Annotated in this window: 15 protein-coding genes; all 15 read left to right on the top strand. The window is 34.2% G+C overall.

All coding sequences use genetic code 11. The annotated features are described in order from the left end of the window. Window positions 1-103 precede the first annotated feature (103 nt). The 15 genes from ICJ85_RS07475 (at window position 104) to ICJ85_RS07545 (ending at window position 17138) form a co-directional block, all read left to right on the top strand. Window positions 104-907 carry a polysaccharide biosynthesis/export family protein gene (locus tag ICJ85_RS07475; protein ID WP_188223175.1) on the top strand — a complete coding sequence of 268 codons (804 nt, stop codon included), beginning with the start codon at window positions 104-106 and terminating at the stop codon, window positions 905-907. 3 nt (window positions 908-910) lie between these two features. Continuing rightward, entirely contained in the window at window positions 911-3358 is a 2448-nt protein-coding gene (locus tag ICJ85_RS07480) for a polysaccharide biosynthesis tyrosine autokinase (RefSeq protein WP_188223176.1), read from the top strand. Between the two features lie 174 nt (window positions 3359-3532). Next, a complete protein-coding gene (cysQ, locus tag ICJ85_RS07485; RefSeq protein WP_188223177.1) occupies window positions 3533-4321 on the top strand; it encodes a 3'(2'),5'-bisphosphate nucleotidase CysQ in 789 nt (262 codons plus the stop codon). A gap of 6 nt (window positions 4322-4327) precedes the next feature. Then, window positions 4328-4912, top strand: a complete 585-nt coding sequence (cysC, locus tag ICJ85_RS07490; RefSeq protein WP_188223178.1) for an adenylyl-sulfate kinase — start codon at window positions 4328-4330, stop codon at window positions 4910-4912. A gap of 1236 nt (window positions 4913-6148) precedes the next feature. Further along, entirely contained in the window at window positions 6149-6985 is an 837-nt protein-coding gene (locus ICJ85_RS07495; protein WP_188223179.1) for an ABC transporter permease, read from the top strand. A gap of 498 nt (window positions 6986-7483) precedes the next feature. After that, window positions 7484-8641 carry an ABC transporter ATP-binding protein gene (locus tag ICJ85_RS07500; protein ID WP_241739505.1) on the top strand — a complete coding sequence of 386 codons (1158 nt, stop codon included), beginning with the start codon at window positions 7484-7486 and terminating at the stop codon, window positions 8639-8641. 5 nt (window positions 8642-8646) lie between these two features. Then, on the top strand, window positions 8647-9327 hold the full coding sequence (locus tag ICJ85_RS07505) for a sulfotransferase family 2 domain-containing protein (RefSeq protein WP_188223180.1): 681 nt from the start codon (window positions 8647-8649) through the stop codon (window positions 9325-9327). After that, on the top strand, window positions 9328-10182 hold the full coding sequence (locus tag ICJ85_RS07510; RefSeq protein ID WP_188223181.1) for a sulfotransferase family protein: 855 nt from the start codon (window positions 9328-9330) through the stop codon (window positions 10180-10182). It begins immediately after the preceding gene. Window positions 10183-10184: 2 nt separating this feature from the next. After that, window positions 10185-11264: a glycoside hydrolase family 99-like domain-containing protein gene (locus tag ICJ85_RS07515; RefSeq protein WP_188223182.1), complete on the top strand. Its 1080-nt coding sequence runs from the start codon at window positions 10185-10187 to the stop codon at window positions 11262-11264. Window positions 11265-11280: 16 nt separating this feature from the next. Next, window positions 11281-12165 (top strand): glycosyltransferase family 2 protein, encoded by an 885-nt coding sequence (locus ICJ85_RS07520; RefSeq protein ID WP_188223183.1) that lies wholly within the window; start codon window positions 11281-11283, stop codon window positions 12163-12165. Continuing rightward, entirely contained in the window at window positions 12165-13229 is a 1065-nt protein-coding gene (locus tag ICJ85_RS07525; protein WP_188223184.1) for a hypothetical protein, read from the top strand. The genes ICJ85_RS07520 and ICJ85_RS07525 overlap by 1 nt, the downstream gene beginning before the upstream one ends. Before the next feature lie 31 nt (window positions 13230-13260). Then, window positions 13261-14205, top strand: a complete 945-nt coding sequence (locus ICJ85_RS07530; protein ID WP_188223185.1) for a glycosyltransferase family 2 protein — start codon at window positions 13261-13263, stop codon at window positions 14203-14205. After that, entirely contained in the window at window positions 14202-15128 is a 927-nt protein-coding gene (locus ICJ85_RS07535; protein WP_188223186.1) for a hypothetical protein, read from the top strand. Before ICJ85_RS07530 ends, ICJ85_RS07535 begins: the two co-directional genes overlap by 4 nt. Next, the gene (locus tag ICJ85_RS07540) at window positions 15121-16248 is read left to right on the top strand and encodes a glycosyltransferase family 4 protein (RefSeq protein ID WP_188223187.1); all 1128 of its coding nucleotides are present in this window, start codon (window positions 15121-15123) and stop codon (window positions 16246-16248) included. Before ICJ85_RS07535 ends, ICJ85_RS07540 begins: the two co-directional genes overlap by 8 nt. Continuing rightward, complete coding sequence (locus ICJ85_RS07545; protein ID WP_188223188.1) at window positions 16245-17138, top strand: sulfotransferase; 894 nt, start codon at window positions 16245-16247, stop codon at window positions 17136-17138. Before ICJ85_RS07540 ends, ICJ85_RS07545 begins: the two co-directional genes overlap by 4 nt. Window positions 17139-17142: the final 4 nt, after the last annotated feature.

The following is a 17142-nucleotide window of genomic DNA, read 5'->3' on the forward strand; positions in this document are numbered from 1 at the left end:
AAGCTATAATTTTTTGCAAATAACGTATAAAAAACCAAAAATACAGGTATATATTTTATTGTTCCCCCTTAAAAGTTATATTTGTGATAAAGCTAAGCTCCATATGAATAAACAATTGTTCGGTATCTTCTGTCTTGTTATGAGTGTATTATGCAGCTCATGTATTACCAATAAAGATGTTGTTTATCTGCAGGATAAAGGCGGAACTACTGTAAGCGATTCGCTTCAAATTCAAGCCTTATCGAAACCGTATCGTGTTCAGGTGAATGATATTTTAAGTATTGATGTAAAGGCTTTAGACAAGGAGTTGGTTGAGATTTTTAATCCGACATCCTCTTCTTCAAATAACAACGGTAGAGGATCGGAACAATCCCTGTATTTTACGGGTTTTACAGTAGACTTGCACGGGAATATAGAGTTTCCTGTTCTTGGAGAATTGAATGTGTTGGGTTATACGGTAGAGGAAATTGAGGCTATGGTAAAGCGTGAGCTATTAGCGCAATATTTTAAGGAAACGGCTCAGATTTTCGTCACCGTTAAGTTAGCCGGATTAAAGTATACCACCCTTGGAGAAATAAGTGCAGGAACACGTGTTATTTACAGAGATCGTGTGAATATTCTGGAAGCCATTGCCAATGCAGGGGATATTAGGGTAACAGGAGATCGTAAAGATGTCATGATTATTCGTCAGTACCCACAGGGACAAAAGATTCATCATATCGATCTGACTGATATTAATGCGATGAAATCGGAGTTCTATTATATTCAACCGAACGACATTATTCTGGTAAAGCCTTTAAAGCGTAAAGCCTTAGGAGGCGGACAAACCGCTGTACAAAACTTAACCACTATTGTAAGTGTGTTTTCTGTATTGGTGAGTACCTATTTTATTATTAAGAGTTTATAACCTATGGAAGACGATTATACATCCTCGCAGTATACGTTAAATTTCGATTTTAAGGCTTTTTTGTTACGAGCGTTAAGCTATTGGAAATGGTTTGTGCTGGCTCTGGTTATTGGCTTGTATGTGGTGTATCAGCAAAATATTAGAAAGGAGTTTCCATATACTTTAAGTGCCTCTATTTCGGTGCAGGATGATAAGAACCCTTTATTCACATCAAACACCAGTTTAATTTTTAATTACGGAGGTATTTCCGGAAAGATTCAGGATGTCTTGCTTAATTTAAAATCGCGAAAGCATCATGAAAAGGTAGTAGATAGTCTGGATTTGTACTTAAGTTATTTACAGCAGGGCCGTTTTCATATGACTGATGTTTACGAAGCAGTCCCTTTTACTTTTGAAGGTGATTTGGAGGCGTTTCAGGTTATAGGACATCCTATTAAAATAACATTTATAGATGATGAGCAATTTACCTTGTCTTACGATTTTGGAGAATCGGAATCTATAGCTGTACAGAATTTTGAAACTAAGGAAATCAAAACACTGCCTGTAAGTCAACCTCAATTAGAACGCACCTATAGCTTTGGAGCATACATTAATCTGGATGTTCTTAAAGGGCGTCTTGTTAGGAATGCCAAGTCGCGCCACTTAACAGGTAAAGAGTTTTACATCGAGTACACCAATTATAATACAACAGTATCTCAATTTGTAGATAGATTCTCTGTAGTTAATGAAGGCGGAACGCCTTTGTTAACCCTTCGTTTAACCTATAGAAATAAAGCCAAGATAGTCGATTATCTTAATGCCAGTATAGCCATACTGGATCGTGATTTATTACAGCGTAAAAATCAGTATGCCATTAATACGGTTAATTTTATTGATAAACAACTGGCCAGAGTAAAGGCGGAGTTGGGTAAGAAAGCAGACTCCTTAAATACCTTTAAGCAGCGTAATAACATATTTGATTTAGGGAGCGAAAGCAATGCGCTGATAAAGAAGATTACACAATTTGAAGATGAAAAGATGGTTTTGGAAGAATCGTTGTTGTATTACGATTTGTTAAAGGATTACCTGGAAACCAGTAAAGACTTTACCAACTTTCCGGCACCGGCGGTTCAGGGTATTTCAGATAGTAATATTACGCAAGCCATTGCTCAAATTATTCAATTATCTGGAGAGAAATCGAAACTGGAATATTCGGTGCGTAGTGATGCAGCTATTTTTGATGATTTAAACCGACAAATTGAAGGGCTTAAGCAGGTGATTTATGAGAGTATTTCATCTAATAAGGCGAATATCAGGTTTCAAATTCAAACGATAAACCGAAACATAGCGAATTTAGAGCGTGAGTTCTCCGTGATGCCTGAAAACCAACAAAAACTTCAGGGGATAGAACGTGAGTATTTATTGAGTCAGAATACTTATAATTTATACCTGGCCAAACGAGGCGAAGCCGATCTGGTAAAAGCTTCCAATATTTCGGACATCATTCTTATCGAGCCAGCAAAAGACATTGGCCAGGGGCCACGAGTAGCGAACTTAAGTATACGCTATGTATTTGCAGTTATTGCTGCATTTATCCCCATATTATTGGTGGCCTTTATAGTAACTTTTTTAGATAGAAAGATTCATAATCCTGTGGATATGGAGCCTCTAACAAAGATGCCGCTTTTAGGAGTCGTTGGAAGGAGTAGTGCCGATAGCAATCTGGTGGTGTTACAGAAATCGAATTCTGCAGTTGCTGAAGCCTTCCGAGCCATTCGTACCAGTTTACAGTTTATGTATAAACGTCAGGAGGTGTCCGGGTCTAAGACCGTGATGTTAACCTCTTCGGTAAGTGGTGAAGGAAAAACCTTTTGTTCTATAAATATCGCTTCGGTATTTGCCTTAAGTGGAAAGAAAACCGTTCTGGTAGGACTAGACTTACGTAAGCCTAAAATCTTTGATGATTTTGAAATACAAAATTCGGTAGGTGCTGTCAATTATTTAATCGGGCAGGCCACTTTACAGGATATCGTGCAACAGACCAGTGTGAAAAACCTGGATGTTATTACCTCGGGGCCTGTGCCTCCAAATCCGTCGGAATTATTGATCGGGGATTATATGCATGATTTAATTACCGATTTAAAAACACAGTACGATTATATTATACTGGATACGCCTCCGGTAGGACTGGTATCGGATGCTCTGGAATTAACGCCTTATGTGGATGCGACTTTGTATGTAATTCGCCAGGATTATACCAAGAAGGATATGTTGAAATTAATTAACGATAAGTATAAAAAGGGAGAAGTCAAGAATATCAGCTTGCTGTATAATTTTTACGATCAGAAGGCTAAGTATGGCTATGGTTACGGTTATGGGTATGGGTACGGTAGTTATGGCAACGGATATCATGGCGAAGGGACTAAGAAGAAGGGCTGGTTAGGGAAGTTGAAGAAGCGATTTAAAGGTTAGTTGTTGTCAGTTCTCCGTTGTCCGTTGTGAGAAGTTGTTGGCTGTGAGATTCCGAAACAACCTTTCGACGGCGCTCAAGGTGACACCTTCGGAATGACAGGATAAAGTTATTCTGTCATGCTGAATTCAGTTCAGCATCCTACGCTCAGGTAGGGAATAAAATATAAAATTATAATGAACAAACTACTATTAACAGCCATAGAAGCTGCCGTTGCAGCAGGAGCCGAAATCATGCAGGTGTATTCCGGGGATTTTGAGGTACAGCTTAAACATGATGATTCCCCTCTAACGGTGGCTGATGAACGTGCCAATGCAGTTATTAATTCTTATTTAGTAGATACCTCGATACCTGTGATTAGTGAGGAGAATAAACAGGTGGATTATGTTGTACGTAAGGACTGGGGAACTTGCTGGATGGTCGATCCGTTAGACGGTACCAAGGAGTTTGTAAAACGTAATGGGGAGTTTACGGTGAATATTGCTCTTATTGAAAAAGGAAAACCTGTTTTGGGGGTGATTTATGTGCCGGTTACGGAAACTTTGTATTATGCTGAGGTAAAAACTGAAAAGGCCTATAAGTGTAACATTCCTAATCATGTGTTTAGTGAAGATCTTTTAAACACCTCAGTTTCCATTAGTCCGGACTGGAATATAAGCTCAACACTACGAATTGTAGCCAGTAAATCGCATAAGAGTCCGGATACCGATGTGTTTATTAAAGAGTTGAAGCAGGAAGGTTATGACGTGGAGCTGGTCTCTAAAGGGAGTTCCTTAAAGTTCTGTTTAATGGCCGAGGGTGCTGCCGATATGTATCCGCGATTTGCGCCAACCATGGAGTGGGATACGGCCGCCGGGCATGCCTTGTGTCTGGCGGTTGGGCTGGAGGTGTCGCAGGTAGATCAGGATAAACCTTTGGTATATAATAAATCCAATTTGTTGAATCCTTATTTTATAGTTCAGTAGATATTTATGGAACATAATAAAAAGCAAGACTACAGCATCACCAAAAGTAATCGTGTTGATTTGAATAAGCACAAGCCTTGTTTAATCTGGTTTACGGGGCTTTCGGGATCCGGTAAATCGACCATTGCCAATCTGCTTGAAAAGGAACTTCATAAGCAACAGATTCATACCTATACGCTTGATGGGGATAATTTACGCCGGGGTTTAAATAAAGATTTAGGGTTTACCAAGGAAGATCGTACCGAGAATCTGCGACGTACAGCCGAGGTGGCGCGCTTATTTATTGATGCAGGTATGGTGGTGATTGCCGCTTTTATTTCACCATATAACAGTATTCGGGAGATGATAAAAACCATTGTTGGCGAGGCGTATTATATTGAAGTGTTTGTGAATACCCCTCTCGAAATTTGTGAACAGCGTGATGTTAAGGGCTTGTATAAAAAAGCGAGGGCTGGAGAAATAACAAATTTTACAGGTATTAGTGCACCTTTTGAGGAGCCTTTGAGTCCGACAATTGAAATAGAAACGGTTGAGGTTGCGCCTGAAGAGGCGGTAAAGAGAATACTGGAGGTGCTTAAGTATAAGATTTAGATTGTTTTTATTTGTTCATTTTACCTTGATGTAAAACGAACCAAAAGATCAAGTCAAAAACTAGGAAATTGCTAAAGCACCATGCGTTTCGGAATTACATGCTTGATGCTACGCATCGCAGTTTCATTCCTTCACTTATTATTTCTGATTTTTGACGTGCTAAATATTGTAAGGTTTAGAAATTCTAATTTTTATTTATATCCAATTATCTCAATGCTTCATCTTGATCTTGGTATTACTACGAAATTTATCATAGGTCGTTTTTGTTTTATTAATATGTTCATTTCTTTTATTCGTCTATTACTTATTCTTTTGTGGAACTCATGATATGCTTCGCAGTTGTCTTGATACAAAACCTTTCGACTACGCTCAAGATAAACCAAGTCAAAAACTAGGAAATTGTAGGGTGTGATAAAGGAGCATATAAGTTTTATTAAGAAAAAGATTCTGTATCAAGTACGGAATGACAGTGTATGGCCGTTGTTTCTCTATAATACCGCAAACAGTGTTTGACTTCGCTTAATATCAAATATTATTTCACTTATTATTTCTGATTTTTGACGGGGCTACGTTCTATAATGTGAGATCCTGAATCAAGTTCAGGATGATAGTGAGGCGTGAGATGTGTTTTGTGAGATCCTGAAACGAGTTCAGGATGACAAAGCAAGTTCAGGATGACAGGTGAGTTTGGTATGCCAGTGAGAGGTGAAGCGTAATTTGTGAGATTCTGAAACAACACTTCGACAAGCCCAGGGTGACCTTTCGACTTGGCTCAAGGTGATCCTTTGACTATGCTCAGGACAGGCGGAGCTCAGACTGACAATGTTTTTTTAGGCTTTACGATTACGTTTTGTATTATTATTACAAATAAATTGTCATTACGAGGAGGATGCGACGACGTCATCTTTCTAAACGGTGTTCCTTTCATGAGATGGCTTTACTTCGACTGTGCTCAGTACAGGCTAGCCTCACCATGACGTTTTAAAGGATAAATGGTTGTTAGTTGTTGGCTGTTGTTTTTTGAAACGTGAAACGTAGGACGTTAGCAGTGACACCAATTCTTTGTCATGCTGAACTTGATTAGCTACGCTGAATCTTCGATTTCAGTATCTTAATTTGTTGGAGTTTCATCCTTAACCAATAAACTCTGTATTTTATCGAATTACTTCAACAATGATTTTTTTACATGGGTTGACCTGATTATATTTACTACTTGACAATGCTATTAATCTCACCATGCCCTTAGAAACCCGAGTATACCAAAAAGAGAACCAATTAAAATTAGGCGTATTGCTTAAATCCAGTTTTAAGGATTTGTTAGGGTCTCATTTTCTAGCCAGGCAACTGGCGACTCGTGATATTAAATCGCAGTACCGCCAGTCGTATTTAGGGTTGATCTGGGTGTTTATAAATCCTTTAACCTCGGCATTTGTCTGGATCTTTTTAAATTATACGGGAACCATCAAACTTACCGACACCGGGGTGCCTTATCCCATTTATGCCATGTCGGGTACCTTAATCTGGTCTATAATAACCGAGGCTATTAAAGCTCCTATGCAAAGTACGAGAGGCGCTAAAGGGTTGCTAAGTAAAATTAATTTCCCTAAGGAAGCTCTGGTATTAACCGGTATTTATAAGTTGTTATTTAACAGTGGTATTAAAGTGTTGTTATTGTTGGTGTTGCTGGTTGTTTTTGGTGTTGATTTGCACATATCCATTTTGTTTTTTCCGTTGGCTATACTGGTGGCTATTGTATTTGGTACCACTTTGGGGTTGTTTTTGACTCCAATAGCCATGATTTATAACGATGTGTTTCGAATAATTACCATGGGTATGGGCTTACTGATGTACGTTACACCCGTGGTGTATGCCATACCCAAAAGTGGTATGATGCGTACCATAATGGAGTTGAATCCGTTTACAGCAATCATACTAACATCACGACAAATGGTATTGGGGCAGCCTTTAGAGTATTTGGGGTATTTTGGTGTAATTGCATTGGTGAGTATGAGCTTGTTTTTTATAGGGTTGATATTTTATCGTATAGCGATTCCGGTAATTGTGGAAAGGTGATGCGTGAGTGGTGAGAAGAAAGATCCTGAAACCAGTTCAGGATGACAGTGAAAAGTGACCCTTCGTTAAGCTCAGGATGACAGTGAGAGGTGGTCCTTCGTCAAGCTCAGGATGATAGTGAGAAGTGACCCTTCGTCAAGCTCAGGATGACAGTGAGAGGTGGTCCTTCGTCAAGCTCAGGATGACAGTGAGAGGTGGTCCTTCGTCAAGCTCAGGATGACAGTGAGGTGTGACCCTTCGTCAAGCTCAGGATGACAGTGAGAAGTGACCCTTCGTAAAGCTCAGGATGACAGTGAGGTGTGACCCTTCGTCAAGCTCAGGATGACAGTGAGAAGTGACCCTTCGTCAAGCTCAGGATGACAGTGAAACGTGAGAGGTGAGGCGTGAGATGAAATATTGTAAATTCACAATTCAGGATTCACGACATAAAAACAGAATTTGAACAAAAAAGAAAAACATATAGAACCTAACAATGACATCCTCGTAAAAGTCGAGGGCTTGAGTAAGAAGTTTTGTAAAGACCTGAAGACCAGTTTGTGGTATGGGGTGCAGGACTTGTTTGCTGCGGTGCGAGGCAACGCCAACGAACGGCAACTGCGCCCTAAGGAGTTCTGGGCGGTGAAGGACGTGAGTTTTGAGTTGCGCCGTGGGGAGTGTTTAGGGCTTATTGGTCATAACGGCGCCGGTAAGAGTACCCTGCTTAAAATATTAAACGGACTCATAAACCCTGATGCTGGTAGCGTTACCATAAAAGGTAAGGTAGGCGCTTTGATAGAATTGGGAGCAGGGTTTAACCCCATACTTAGCGGGCGGGAAAATATTTATAATAATGGTGCTATTTTAGGGTTTACCAGAAAAGAGATAGATACGAAGTTAGATGCTATTATAGATTTTGCCGAGATAAGGGAATTTATCGATATGCCGGTACAACATTATAGTAGTGGCATGAAGGTGCGCCTGGGCTTTGCCATAGCCGCCCAAATGGAACCTGATGTACTCATTATTGATGAGGTACTGGCGGTTGGGGATTTAGGTTTTGTACTTAAATGTTTCAAAACTATAGACCAGTTATTACCTAATACCGCTGTGATTTTTGTAAGCCATAGCATGGTAATGATTTCTCGTATCTGTAATGATATTATGCTTTTAAATCATGGCGAAGTTCAGTATTGTGGTAAAAATGTATCCAAAGGCATTGAGTTGTATTATAAAACTTTTGCAAACAAAGAAGGAAATGTTGTTTTTGATGATGGTAGTATTGAATTAATTTCCTGTCAAGTAATTTCGGAAGGAGGTAATGACATAATTAATTGGAATGAAAATTTAATGATTAAGTTGCATTTTAGAATGCTTAATTTAGATAAAATGCCTTTTATAAAGGTATTTATATTTGACAAGGAAGAACGGCCGGTAGCATTAATACCAAATTATGATATGTATAACCAAGAAACTTCTATTGCATCAAACATTAATGTTAGTGTGAATATATCTAATATACAATTAACCATGGGGGTATATTCTATCGCTATAGAAATGCACGAAGATAACAATAAGAACCCAATTTATAGACAAAACAATATCTGTACTTTTAGTGTCTCGGCAGAGCATGATTATTGGCCGGCCTTTTGTTTAGATGCTACTTGGGTTGTAAATTAAAGCTTATGATATCGCACGAACATAAATGTATTTTTATACATGTACCTAAAACTGCAGGTATGAGTATACTCTCTTTTTTTTATCCTGATGTTCAGTTTAAAACAAAAAGGCCGGATTATGAAAAGCTCTTCGGTTGGTGTCCGAAACGTAGGTTGCATATGCAACATGCTACTGCAAAACAGTTGCTGGAGTTAGAGTTGGTTACACAAGAACAATGGAATGACTATTTTAAGTTTACTTTCGTGAGAAATCCTTGGGATCGTGCTTATTCTGATTATAAATTTATTCAAAAGTTTTCTGGAGTCACAGGGGGGTTTTCTGATTTTATAAATAAATCAGGCCCTTTTTATGAGATATTAAATAATGATAATAGTCAAAGTTACCTAGGAGATCATTTACTACCTCAAACTTCTTTTTTTGATTTAGAAGGTGAATATCAACTGAATTTTGTGGGGGCTTTTGAGAATTTTCATGTGGATATTGACGAAATTTTAAAAAAATTAAACATTATAAAAAACTTTGATATTCATATTAATAAAAGTAAGCGCAAAGTTAATTATGCTAATTTTTATACACGTTCTATGGAAAATTTAGTTGCAACAAAATATATACAAGATATTAAAATCTTAGGGTATCATTTTGATAATAATCGTACGGGATTGAATAAATTTAAAAAATATTTATAGATGAGAGTGAAACCAAACTTCTTAATTATTGGATCAAACAAAGGAGGTACCACATCTTTATTTCAATATCTTACAGCACACCCTGAAGTGTTTAAGCCTACAATTAAGGAGCCCATGTTTTTTAATTATTATGATAACCAAGGCGAAGATGGTAATTTTAGAGCACAGCTAGTTATTAAATCATTAGAATCATACAATAAGCTTTTTGAGGGCAGTGAACTTTTTAAAGCAGCGGGAGAATCATCTACATCGTATTTGGCTAACCCTTATTGTGCAAAGCATATATATGATTTTAACCCTAGCATGAAAATTATAGCTGTATTACGTAATCCAATAGAACGAGCTTTCTCAAATTATTTGATGTATGTAAGGTGGGGAGATGAAAAACGAAATTTTAGTAAGGCTTTAAAAGATGAATTGGAAGGAAAGGAATTGCCTCAGGGAAAACAATACATTTATCTGGGGTATTATTTACAGGCTTTAGAGGTTTATAAAAAGCAGTTTGGAACCGAACAATTACGAGTATACTTAAATGAGGATTTAAAACACAGTCCATATGAGACTTATAAAGATATTTGTAATTTTATAGGTGTTAATGATGATTTCGTGCCTGATTTTAGTAGACGTTATAATACAAATGATAAAGTAGATATTAGGCCTGTTTATAAAATGCTTAGGTACTTAGATGATAAATATGCCTATACAAAATGTTTGCCTTACAGAATTAAAAAGCATATTTATAAAAAACCAGTTATAAAACAGCGAGATAAGGCTTTGTTATTATCAATATATAAATCAGAAATAGAAAGTTTGTCTAATTTTTTAAATAGAGATTTAAGTCATTGGTTAACATAAATATGAAAAGAAAGATTAAACCCATAGCTTTTGTATTACCACAGTTTCATCCTATACCAGAAAATGATGCTTGGTGGGGGAAAGGTTTTACCGAATGGACTAATGTTACCAAGGCAAAGCCTCTGTTTGAAGGGCATTATCAACCCCATTTACCAACAGACTTAGGTTTTTATGATTTACGTTTACCAGAGGCAAGACAAGCACAAGCGGATTTGGCTAAAGCTTATGGTATTGAGGGGTTTTGTTATTACCATTACTGGTTTAATGGTAAACGATTACTAAATCAACCTATAGATGGTATGTTGCAACAGAAGGATTTAGAGATGCCTTTTATGTTATGCTGGGCCAATGAAAACTGGACACGCCGATGGGATGGAAAGGAACATGATATTTTAATTGAACAAAATTATAATTTAGATGATGATAAAGCACATATGCGTTGGTTATGTGAAAATGTATTTTCAGATGAACGGTATATAAAAGTAGATGGTAAACCTGTATTTTTAGTTTACAGGTACGGATTGCTTCCTAATTATAAGGTAACTATTAGCATTTGGAGAGATATTGTAAAAAATGAGTTTAATTTTAAAGGTATTTATATTTGTGCCGTAGAAAGTTTTAGTTCATTTATTTTACCTGAATTTAATGTGTTTGATGGTATAGTTGAATTTGGACCACATAGAGTAATTAAGCATAAATTAAATTATAAAGCTCAAGAGAAATGGTATTTAAAGCTGTTGGGTGTCAATAAAAATAAAAGAGATTTTAGAGATTTTAAAAAGGGTGTTAAAGAGTCTATAGCAAGAAGAGAAGATAAATATAAGTTATATAGATGTGTTACTCCTTCATGGGATAACACGGCAAGAAAAGGACAAAAAGGGACTGTTGCTTTAGGTAGTAGCCCTGAGTTATATTGTGAATGGTTAAGTTACATTGTTAAAAAATTTAAACCATTCTCTACAGATGAAAATTTTGTGTTTATTAATGCCATGAATGAGTGGGCTGAGGGCAATCATTTGGAGCCTTGTATAAAATATGGAACAGCTTATTTAGAAGCGACCAAGAAAGCTTTAGATCTTTAAACTGTATTTTTATAGTATGATTGAAGATTTATTAATTATAATTTTAAATTACAACTCGGCAAAAGAAAGTGTTGCTTTATATACTGATCTGCTGACTCAGGGTGCAGGTAAAAGTAAGATTTTGGTAGTAGATAATAACTCTACTAAAGATGATCAAGCTCATTTATTAAAACATATTGCTACTTCTCAATTACGTTTTTTAGATGTTAACAAAGGGTATGCATCGGGAAATCGAGTAGGTATTGAATTTGCCATACAAAATAGTATTCCTTATATCTTGCTTTTAAACCCTGATATTCGAATAAGTACAGAAAGTATTAAGGCGTTATTATATACTATTAAAAGTACAAAAGATGTAGCGGTAATAGGTCCGAGAATTTGTTATAGAAATAATACTGAAACCATTTATTCTGATGGTGGATTGATATATTTAAATCAGGGCTGTTATACCACACACAGGCATTTTAAAAAACATATAAAGGAAGTGCCAGCAAGTAAGATGTTGCTAGATGCCGATTATGTTAATGGTAGCGTGTTTATGACTAGAACAGAAGTTTTTAAAGAGATTGGGTTTATGCGAGATGATTTCTTTTTATATTTTGAGGAAACCGAGTGGTGTATGCGAGCCAATAAAAAAGGGTACAAGCTTGGTATATTAACAGAGGCTTTGGCTTACCATGAATCGAGTACTAAGGGGTATTTGTATTATTATTACATGACAAGAAACAGGTTATTACTTTCCAGATTGTATTCTGATTATTACAAGGTAACCAGAAAAGTGGTATGGGACATTATTAAAAAAGAATTACAAAAGAGTATAAAACAAAGGCGAATTCCATCCTGTGTTTTAAGAGCGAGAATCAAGGGCTTTATTGCAGGGAATTTAAAAAAACTTAATTGATGCAAAAGCGAGTATTAATACCAGCTAAGAGGCCTGGTAATCCTTTTTTTGAAAGTATAATTAAACATAGCTCTTGGCAATTTGTTTACGGTGACGTTTATACGGAAATAACACCCTATTCTGTAGTTTTAATACACTGGCCAGAACAATTATTTGGATGGAAAGAGCCTACTGAAGCACAATTATTTGATTTAAAACAGAAGTTTGCTATTTGGAAAAGTAGTGCTAGAGTTGTTTATGTATTACACAATGAACAAAGGCATCTTGGGATGACTAAAAGGTTTAGGGCATTATACGGTTTGGTTATTGATAACGTTGATGTTATGGTGCATATGGGTAATTATAGCTTAAAAAAATATGTTTCATTATACCCCATGCTTAAACATTATAAAATAAATCATCCTTTATATACTGAGCCATATATAGTTTACGCTAAAGAGGAGGCTAGATTGCAATTAGGTATTAAGCCAGAGAAAAAAATGGTTTTAGTGCCTGGTGCTATAAGACATGTTAACGAACGAAGGATGATTTTAAAGGCTTTTAAAAGGTTAAAATTGAATAATAAATTACTTGTAGTGCCAAGAATACTTAACAAATCTTATACTTTTGATTTTCCAGGTCGTTATAGGTTAAAACCAATTCTAGATGTAAATTTAGTATTAAAAAAATGGTTTAAAAAAAAATATAACACTGAAGATTATTGTTTTGGGTATTCTTTTCAAGATGTTAAAGCGTTATCACTTTATATGTCTGCTGCAGATCTTGTTTTAATTCCGAGGTTTAATACTTTAAATTCAGGGAATGTTTTTTTAGGAATAAGTTTTAAAAAAATAGTTATTGGTCCTGAAACAGGAAATATAGGAGAGGTTTTAAAGTTGTTCGATTTTCCTGTTTTTAATACTACCAAGGTTAAGGGAGTTACAGAGGCACTATATTCTGGATTTCAATTGTTAGATAAAGGGTATAGTTACAAAGAGACATTATTGAAAGCATATGACGCAACAAATGTGTCTAAGGAGTGGGACTTATTTTTAAGTAATTTAACAAAGGATTCTATATTGTGATATTTTTAATTTGTTATAACTTTATAAGAATATGCAAGGGAATCCTTTAGTTTCTATAATTATTCCAACCTTTAATCGTGCACATTTAATAGGTGAAACTTTAGATAGTGTGTTGGCACAAACCTATACCAACTGGGAATGTATTGTGGTTGATGATGGTAGTACTGACAACACGGCTAGTGTATTGCAAAGTTATATAGATAAGGACTCTAGATTTCAATACCATCATAGACCTAAAAATCGATTGCCAGGAGGAAATGCTGCGCGTAATTATGGGTTTGAGTTGAGTAGTGGGGAATACATACAATGGTTTGATGATGATGATTTGATGGTTCCTGAGAAACTTGAAGTAAAGTTAACTTACCTATTAGATAATAAGGTTGATTTTGTAATGAGCAAAACAAAATACTTTAATAAAAATGGATATAATAATAAATCTTATGGTTATAACTATTCGGAAGGAGATATTAATTTTTTGTCATTTGTAATGACACATATTACTTGGGTAACTAATGATATGATAATAAAACGTAGTGTAGCTGAAAAAATTAGTTTTAATGAGGTGCTTAAATCAGGACAAGAATTTAATTTTTCATGTAAGTTGTTATTGGAAACTAATAGTTTAAAAAAAGTAGATGAGTTTTTAACTTTAAAACGATTTCATAAAATATCGATAGGAAAAAAAAGACAGGTGGATAAATCGCATTATTGGATTACTTCATTTGATTTACATTGGGTAAATTATAATGAATTAAATAGGCATTATATAATACCTAAAATATTTAATGAATATACCCTTTTAAAATGTGTAAAAAGTTATTTAAATGAATCAGAAATTAAATTATCCTATACTTTTCATAAAGAGATGTTTAAGGTTTTTAAATTGAAAGTAGTCTATTTTTATTTGTCCGTTATATCCAAATTTATGTTTGGACGATATTATGTTTTTTATAAACATCTTAAATATATTAAATGAAAAAGTCCTTTTGTTCATTTGTATATGGGAATTATTATAGGTTTATACCTTATTACCTTTACTGTGTAAGTAAATATTATCCAACAGTAAGTGTTATAATATTATACAGTGAAGAGCTTTCAAAAGATTTTAAGAAATTAATAAATAGTTATAAAAATGTGTTTTTATATGAAAATGTTGGGAAAGATTTTTCTTGGCTTGATGAAATAAACCACCGAGGAGCAGCAAAGCAAACTTTGAGACATGTTTTAACTTTAGAAGTTTTTAAAAATTTTGATGTTATTTATTTCGGAGATGTAGATATTATGATTTTGGAGGAAGGTTATGATTTATTTGATTTTCATTTAAAACAAGCTAAACAATCGTCATTGCCTTTTAGTAACAAAGTAAGGCCCTTGCCTAATGATGGATTGAAAAGTCCATCGGAACGACTTACTGGTTTGCATTTTGTTGAAGTTAAACCTTATTATGAAAAAATGGAACCGGTAATAAATGAATTTTTAAACGATGCAGTTTATCGAAATAAAATATTAAAGATCTCTGAAAGGAATGAAAATGTCTTGTACCATCTATGTAAAAGTGCATTTGACTTTGATCCTAACAAGATAATGAATAATAGAAGACCTTGGCACGGTTTCCATTTGGGGCTTGTTAGAGGGAAGACTTACTTGAACTTGCAAACTGTAAGCGAAAATACAGATTTAACTGTTGATGATTTAAAAAAACAATTAGCAGAGTTAAATAAAAAAGGAGATGTTTCGAGCATGCTTTTAAAGTTTACTTGCAAAGAAGTTTATGATACTTTTAATTATTTAGGCATCCCATTATCGATGTCAGTAAGGTTAAAATATAAAGTTTTAAATTTTAAAAATTATACCAGAAATAAAGTTGGACAAATAAAATCATATTTATCTGATGCCTAAAAGAATATGTCATTTATTAAATGTTTATGGAGACAAGAATCAGTTGTTTACGTCTACATTAATTAAAAATCTAACAAAAAAAGATGATAAAAATGACTACTTTGTTTATTGTCACGCCTATAAACAACACTTACAGCATATAAATTTTATTGTTTCAAATTACAAGAACAAATTAATAGTTGTTTTAAAGTTTTTAGTCCTATATATTCAGAATTCCAATTTTAGAAGTTTATCAAATAAACTAACAAAAAGAGAAAACTATAAATGGACAAGTTTACTTTATTGTAAGTTGGATGTCTTACATATACATCATGCTCATGCTATTCCTATTGAGGTTCTCAAATTTTTATCAGCAAAGAAGGTGAAAATAGTTTTTACTTTAAGAGGAAAGGACCTTGCCGTAAACACCCATGATTTATGCAAAAGAGAGGAGTTAAAAGAGAAATTAGTATTGGCAGATACTATACATTGTATTAGTGATTTTTTAAAAGATAGATTGTTTTCATTATACGGGTTAACTTCAAAAGTTATTTATAGAGGAATTGAGAATCCTGACGCTTTTAACATTAAAGTTAGTAATGAAAAGGAAAATGAAATTAAAGCAATATCAGTAGGAAGATTGGTTTGGGAAAAGGGTCATGTGTTTTTATTGGAGAGTATTTGTAGATTAAAGGAACGGGGTTATATAATTAAATTAGATATTTATGGAGAAGGTTATTTGGAGACTTTTTTAAAGTTTAGAGTTAACCAATTAGGTATAGAAAATTTAGTTTCTTTTAAAGGTTATTTAGATAATTCAGAATTAAAAACCGTTTATAAAACATATAATATTGCAATACAATCTTCCATATCGGAAGCACTTTCAAATGGATTAATAGATTTTATGGTTCATAATTTACCATGTGTTATAAGTAATGTTGGAGGTATGTCAGAAATAATTACTAATGAGAAAAATGGTATAGTATTCAATGTTGCGAAAATGGAACAATTAGATGAAGCAATTTTAAAAGCCTTAGATTTAGATTTTAAGGAATTAATGCTACATAACAATAAAGTTAAGGGTAAATTTAGTGTTGATACGGAGGTTGAAGAATTGTTGAAACTTTATAAACAGGTATGATTGATAATAAAAGGATATATATACATTTAGGACTTCATAAAACTGCGACTACTTTTTTTCAAAGGAGTTTTTATCCTGCCCACCCGGAATTTAATTATAAGCAACTTAGAAGTAAGGAAATGTTGGCTGATTTCAATCAATATATACTTCGAGAAAATGACCTAACCTATAACTTAATCACTGCAAAATCATTATTTTGTAAAGCATTGGTAGAAGAAGAATTTAGCGATAAATTGCTTACTTTATGTGAAGAACAGTTTTCAGGACTTCCATTGCAAGATGCATTCAATAGAAAAACCATATTTGATAGATTAAATGCATTTTTCCCTAATGCAAATTATATTCTGGTACTTAGAAACCCAAATGATTTTGTAAAAAGTATGTATGCTGAATATTTAAAAAAAGGGGGAACTGCAGATTTGTATAATTTTTTAAATAGGAAAGATTCTCAGTTAAGTTTTTCAAGAGGAAGTTATTTGCGATATAATTCTTATTATAGCTATATAGAAAGCCATGTTACAAAAGACAGAATAAAAGTGCTTTATTATGAAGATCTAAAGTGTCAACCCAGTTTTTTTTATAGAGATTTGTTAGATTATTTTAAATTAAATATTGAAATAAAAAAATCTATTGTAAAAGATAAAAGAAACATTTCTTTTGATAAAGAAAAGCTTGAGGCTTTAAGATTTTATAACAGAATTGCAAAGACTCCGTATGGGAAAGACCATTTAATTTCCAAAAAGTATAAAAAATATATTATAGGGGCTCATTTAGCCATTTTTGGAAGAAAAAGACAGAAAGATAAATTAATTGAAGATTTTGTTAAGTCTTTAAAAATTGATAATTCAAACCTGCCCGATTATAATCGAATAAAAAAATATAATTATTGATTTA

It is taken from the genome of Aestuariibaculum marinum (assembly GCF_014596975.1).
GTDB lineage: Bacteria > Bacteroidota > Bacteroidia > Flavobacteriales > Flavobacteriaceae > Aestuariibaculum > Aestuariibaculum marinum.

Bases quoted from the DNA above. Each gene is read 5' to 3' on its own strand.
- ICJ85_RS07475 (WP_188223175.1), top strand. From the start codon at position 104: ATGAATAAACAATTGTTCGGTATCTTCTGTCTTGTTATGAGTGTATTA.
- ICJ85_RS07510 (WP_188223181.1), top strand. From the start codon at position 9,328: ATGAGAGTGAAACCAAACTTCTTAATTATTGGATCAAACAAAGGAGGT.
- ICJ85_RS07480 (WP_188223176.1), top strand. From the start codon at position 911: ATGGAAGACGATTATACATCCTCGCAGTATACGTTAAATTTCGATTTT.
- ICJ85_RS07520 (WP_188223183.1), top strand. From the start codon at position 11,281: ATGATTGAAGATTTATTAATTATAATTTTAAATTACAACTCGGCAAAA.
- ICJ85_RS07535 (WP_188223186.1), top strand. From the start codon at position 14,202: ATGAAAAAGTCCTTTTGTTCATTTGTATATGGGAATTATTATAGGTTT.
- ICJ85_RS07540 (WP_188223187.1), top strand. From the start codon at position 15,121: ATGCCTAAAAGAATATGTCATTTATTAAATGTTTATGGAGACAAGAAT.
- ICJ85_RS07495 (WP_188223179.1), top strand. From the start codon at position 6,149: ATGCCCTTAGAAACCCGAGTATACCAAAAAGAGAACCAATTAAAATTA.
- ICJ85_RS07505 (WP_188223180.1), top strand. From the start codon at position 8,647: ATGATATCGCACGAACATAAATGTATTTTTATACATGTACCTAAAACT.
- ICJ85_RS07530 (WP_188223185.1), top strand. From the start codon at position 13,261: ATGCAAGGGAATCCTTTAGTTTCTATAATTATTCCAACCTTTAATCGT.
- cysC (WP_188223178.1), top strand. From the start codon at position 4,328: ATGGAACATAATAAAAAGCAAGACTACAGCATCACCAAAAGTAATCGT.
- ICJ85_RS07515 (WP_188223182.1), top strand. From the start codon at position 10,185: ATGAAAAGAAAGATTAAACCCATAGCTTTTGTATTACCACAGTTTCAT.
- ICJ85_RS07545 (WP_188223188.1), top strand. From the start codon at position 16,245: ATGATTGATAATAAAAGGATATATATACATTTAGGACTTCATAAAACT.
- ICJ85_RS07525 (WP_188223184.1), top strand. From the start codon at position 12,165: ATGCAAAAGCGAGTATTAATACCAGCTAAGAGGCCTGGTAATCCTTTT.
- cysQ (WP_188223177.1), top strand. From the start codon at position 3,533: ATGAACAAACTACTATTAACAGCCATAGAAGCTGCCGTTGCAGCAGGA.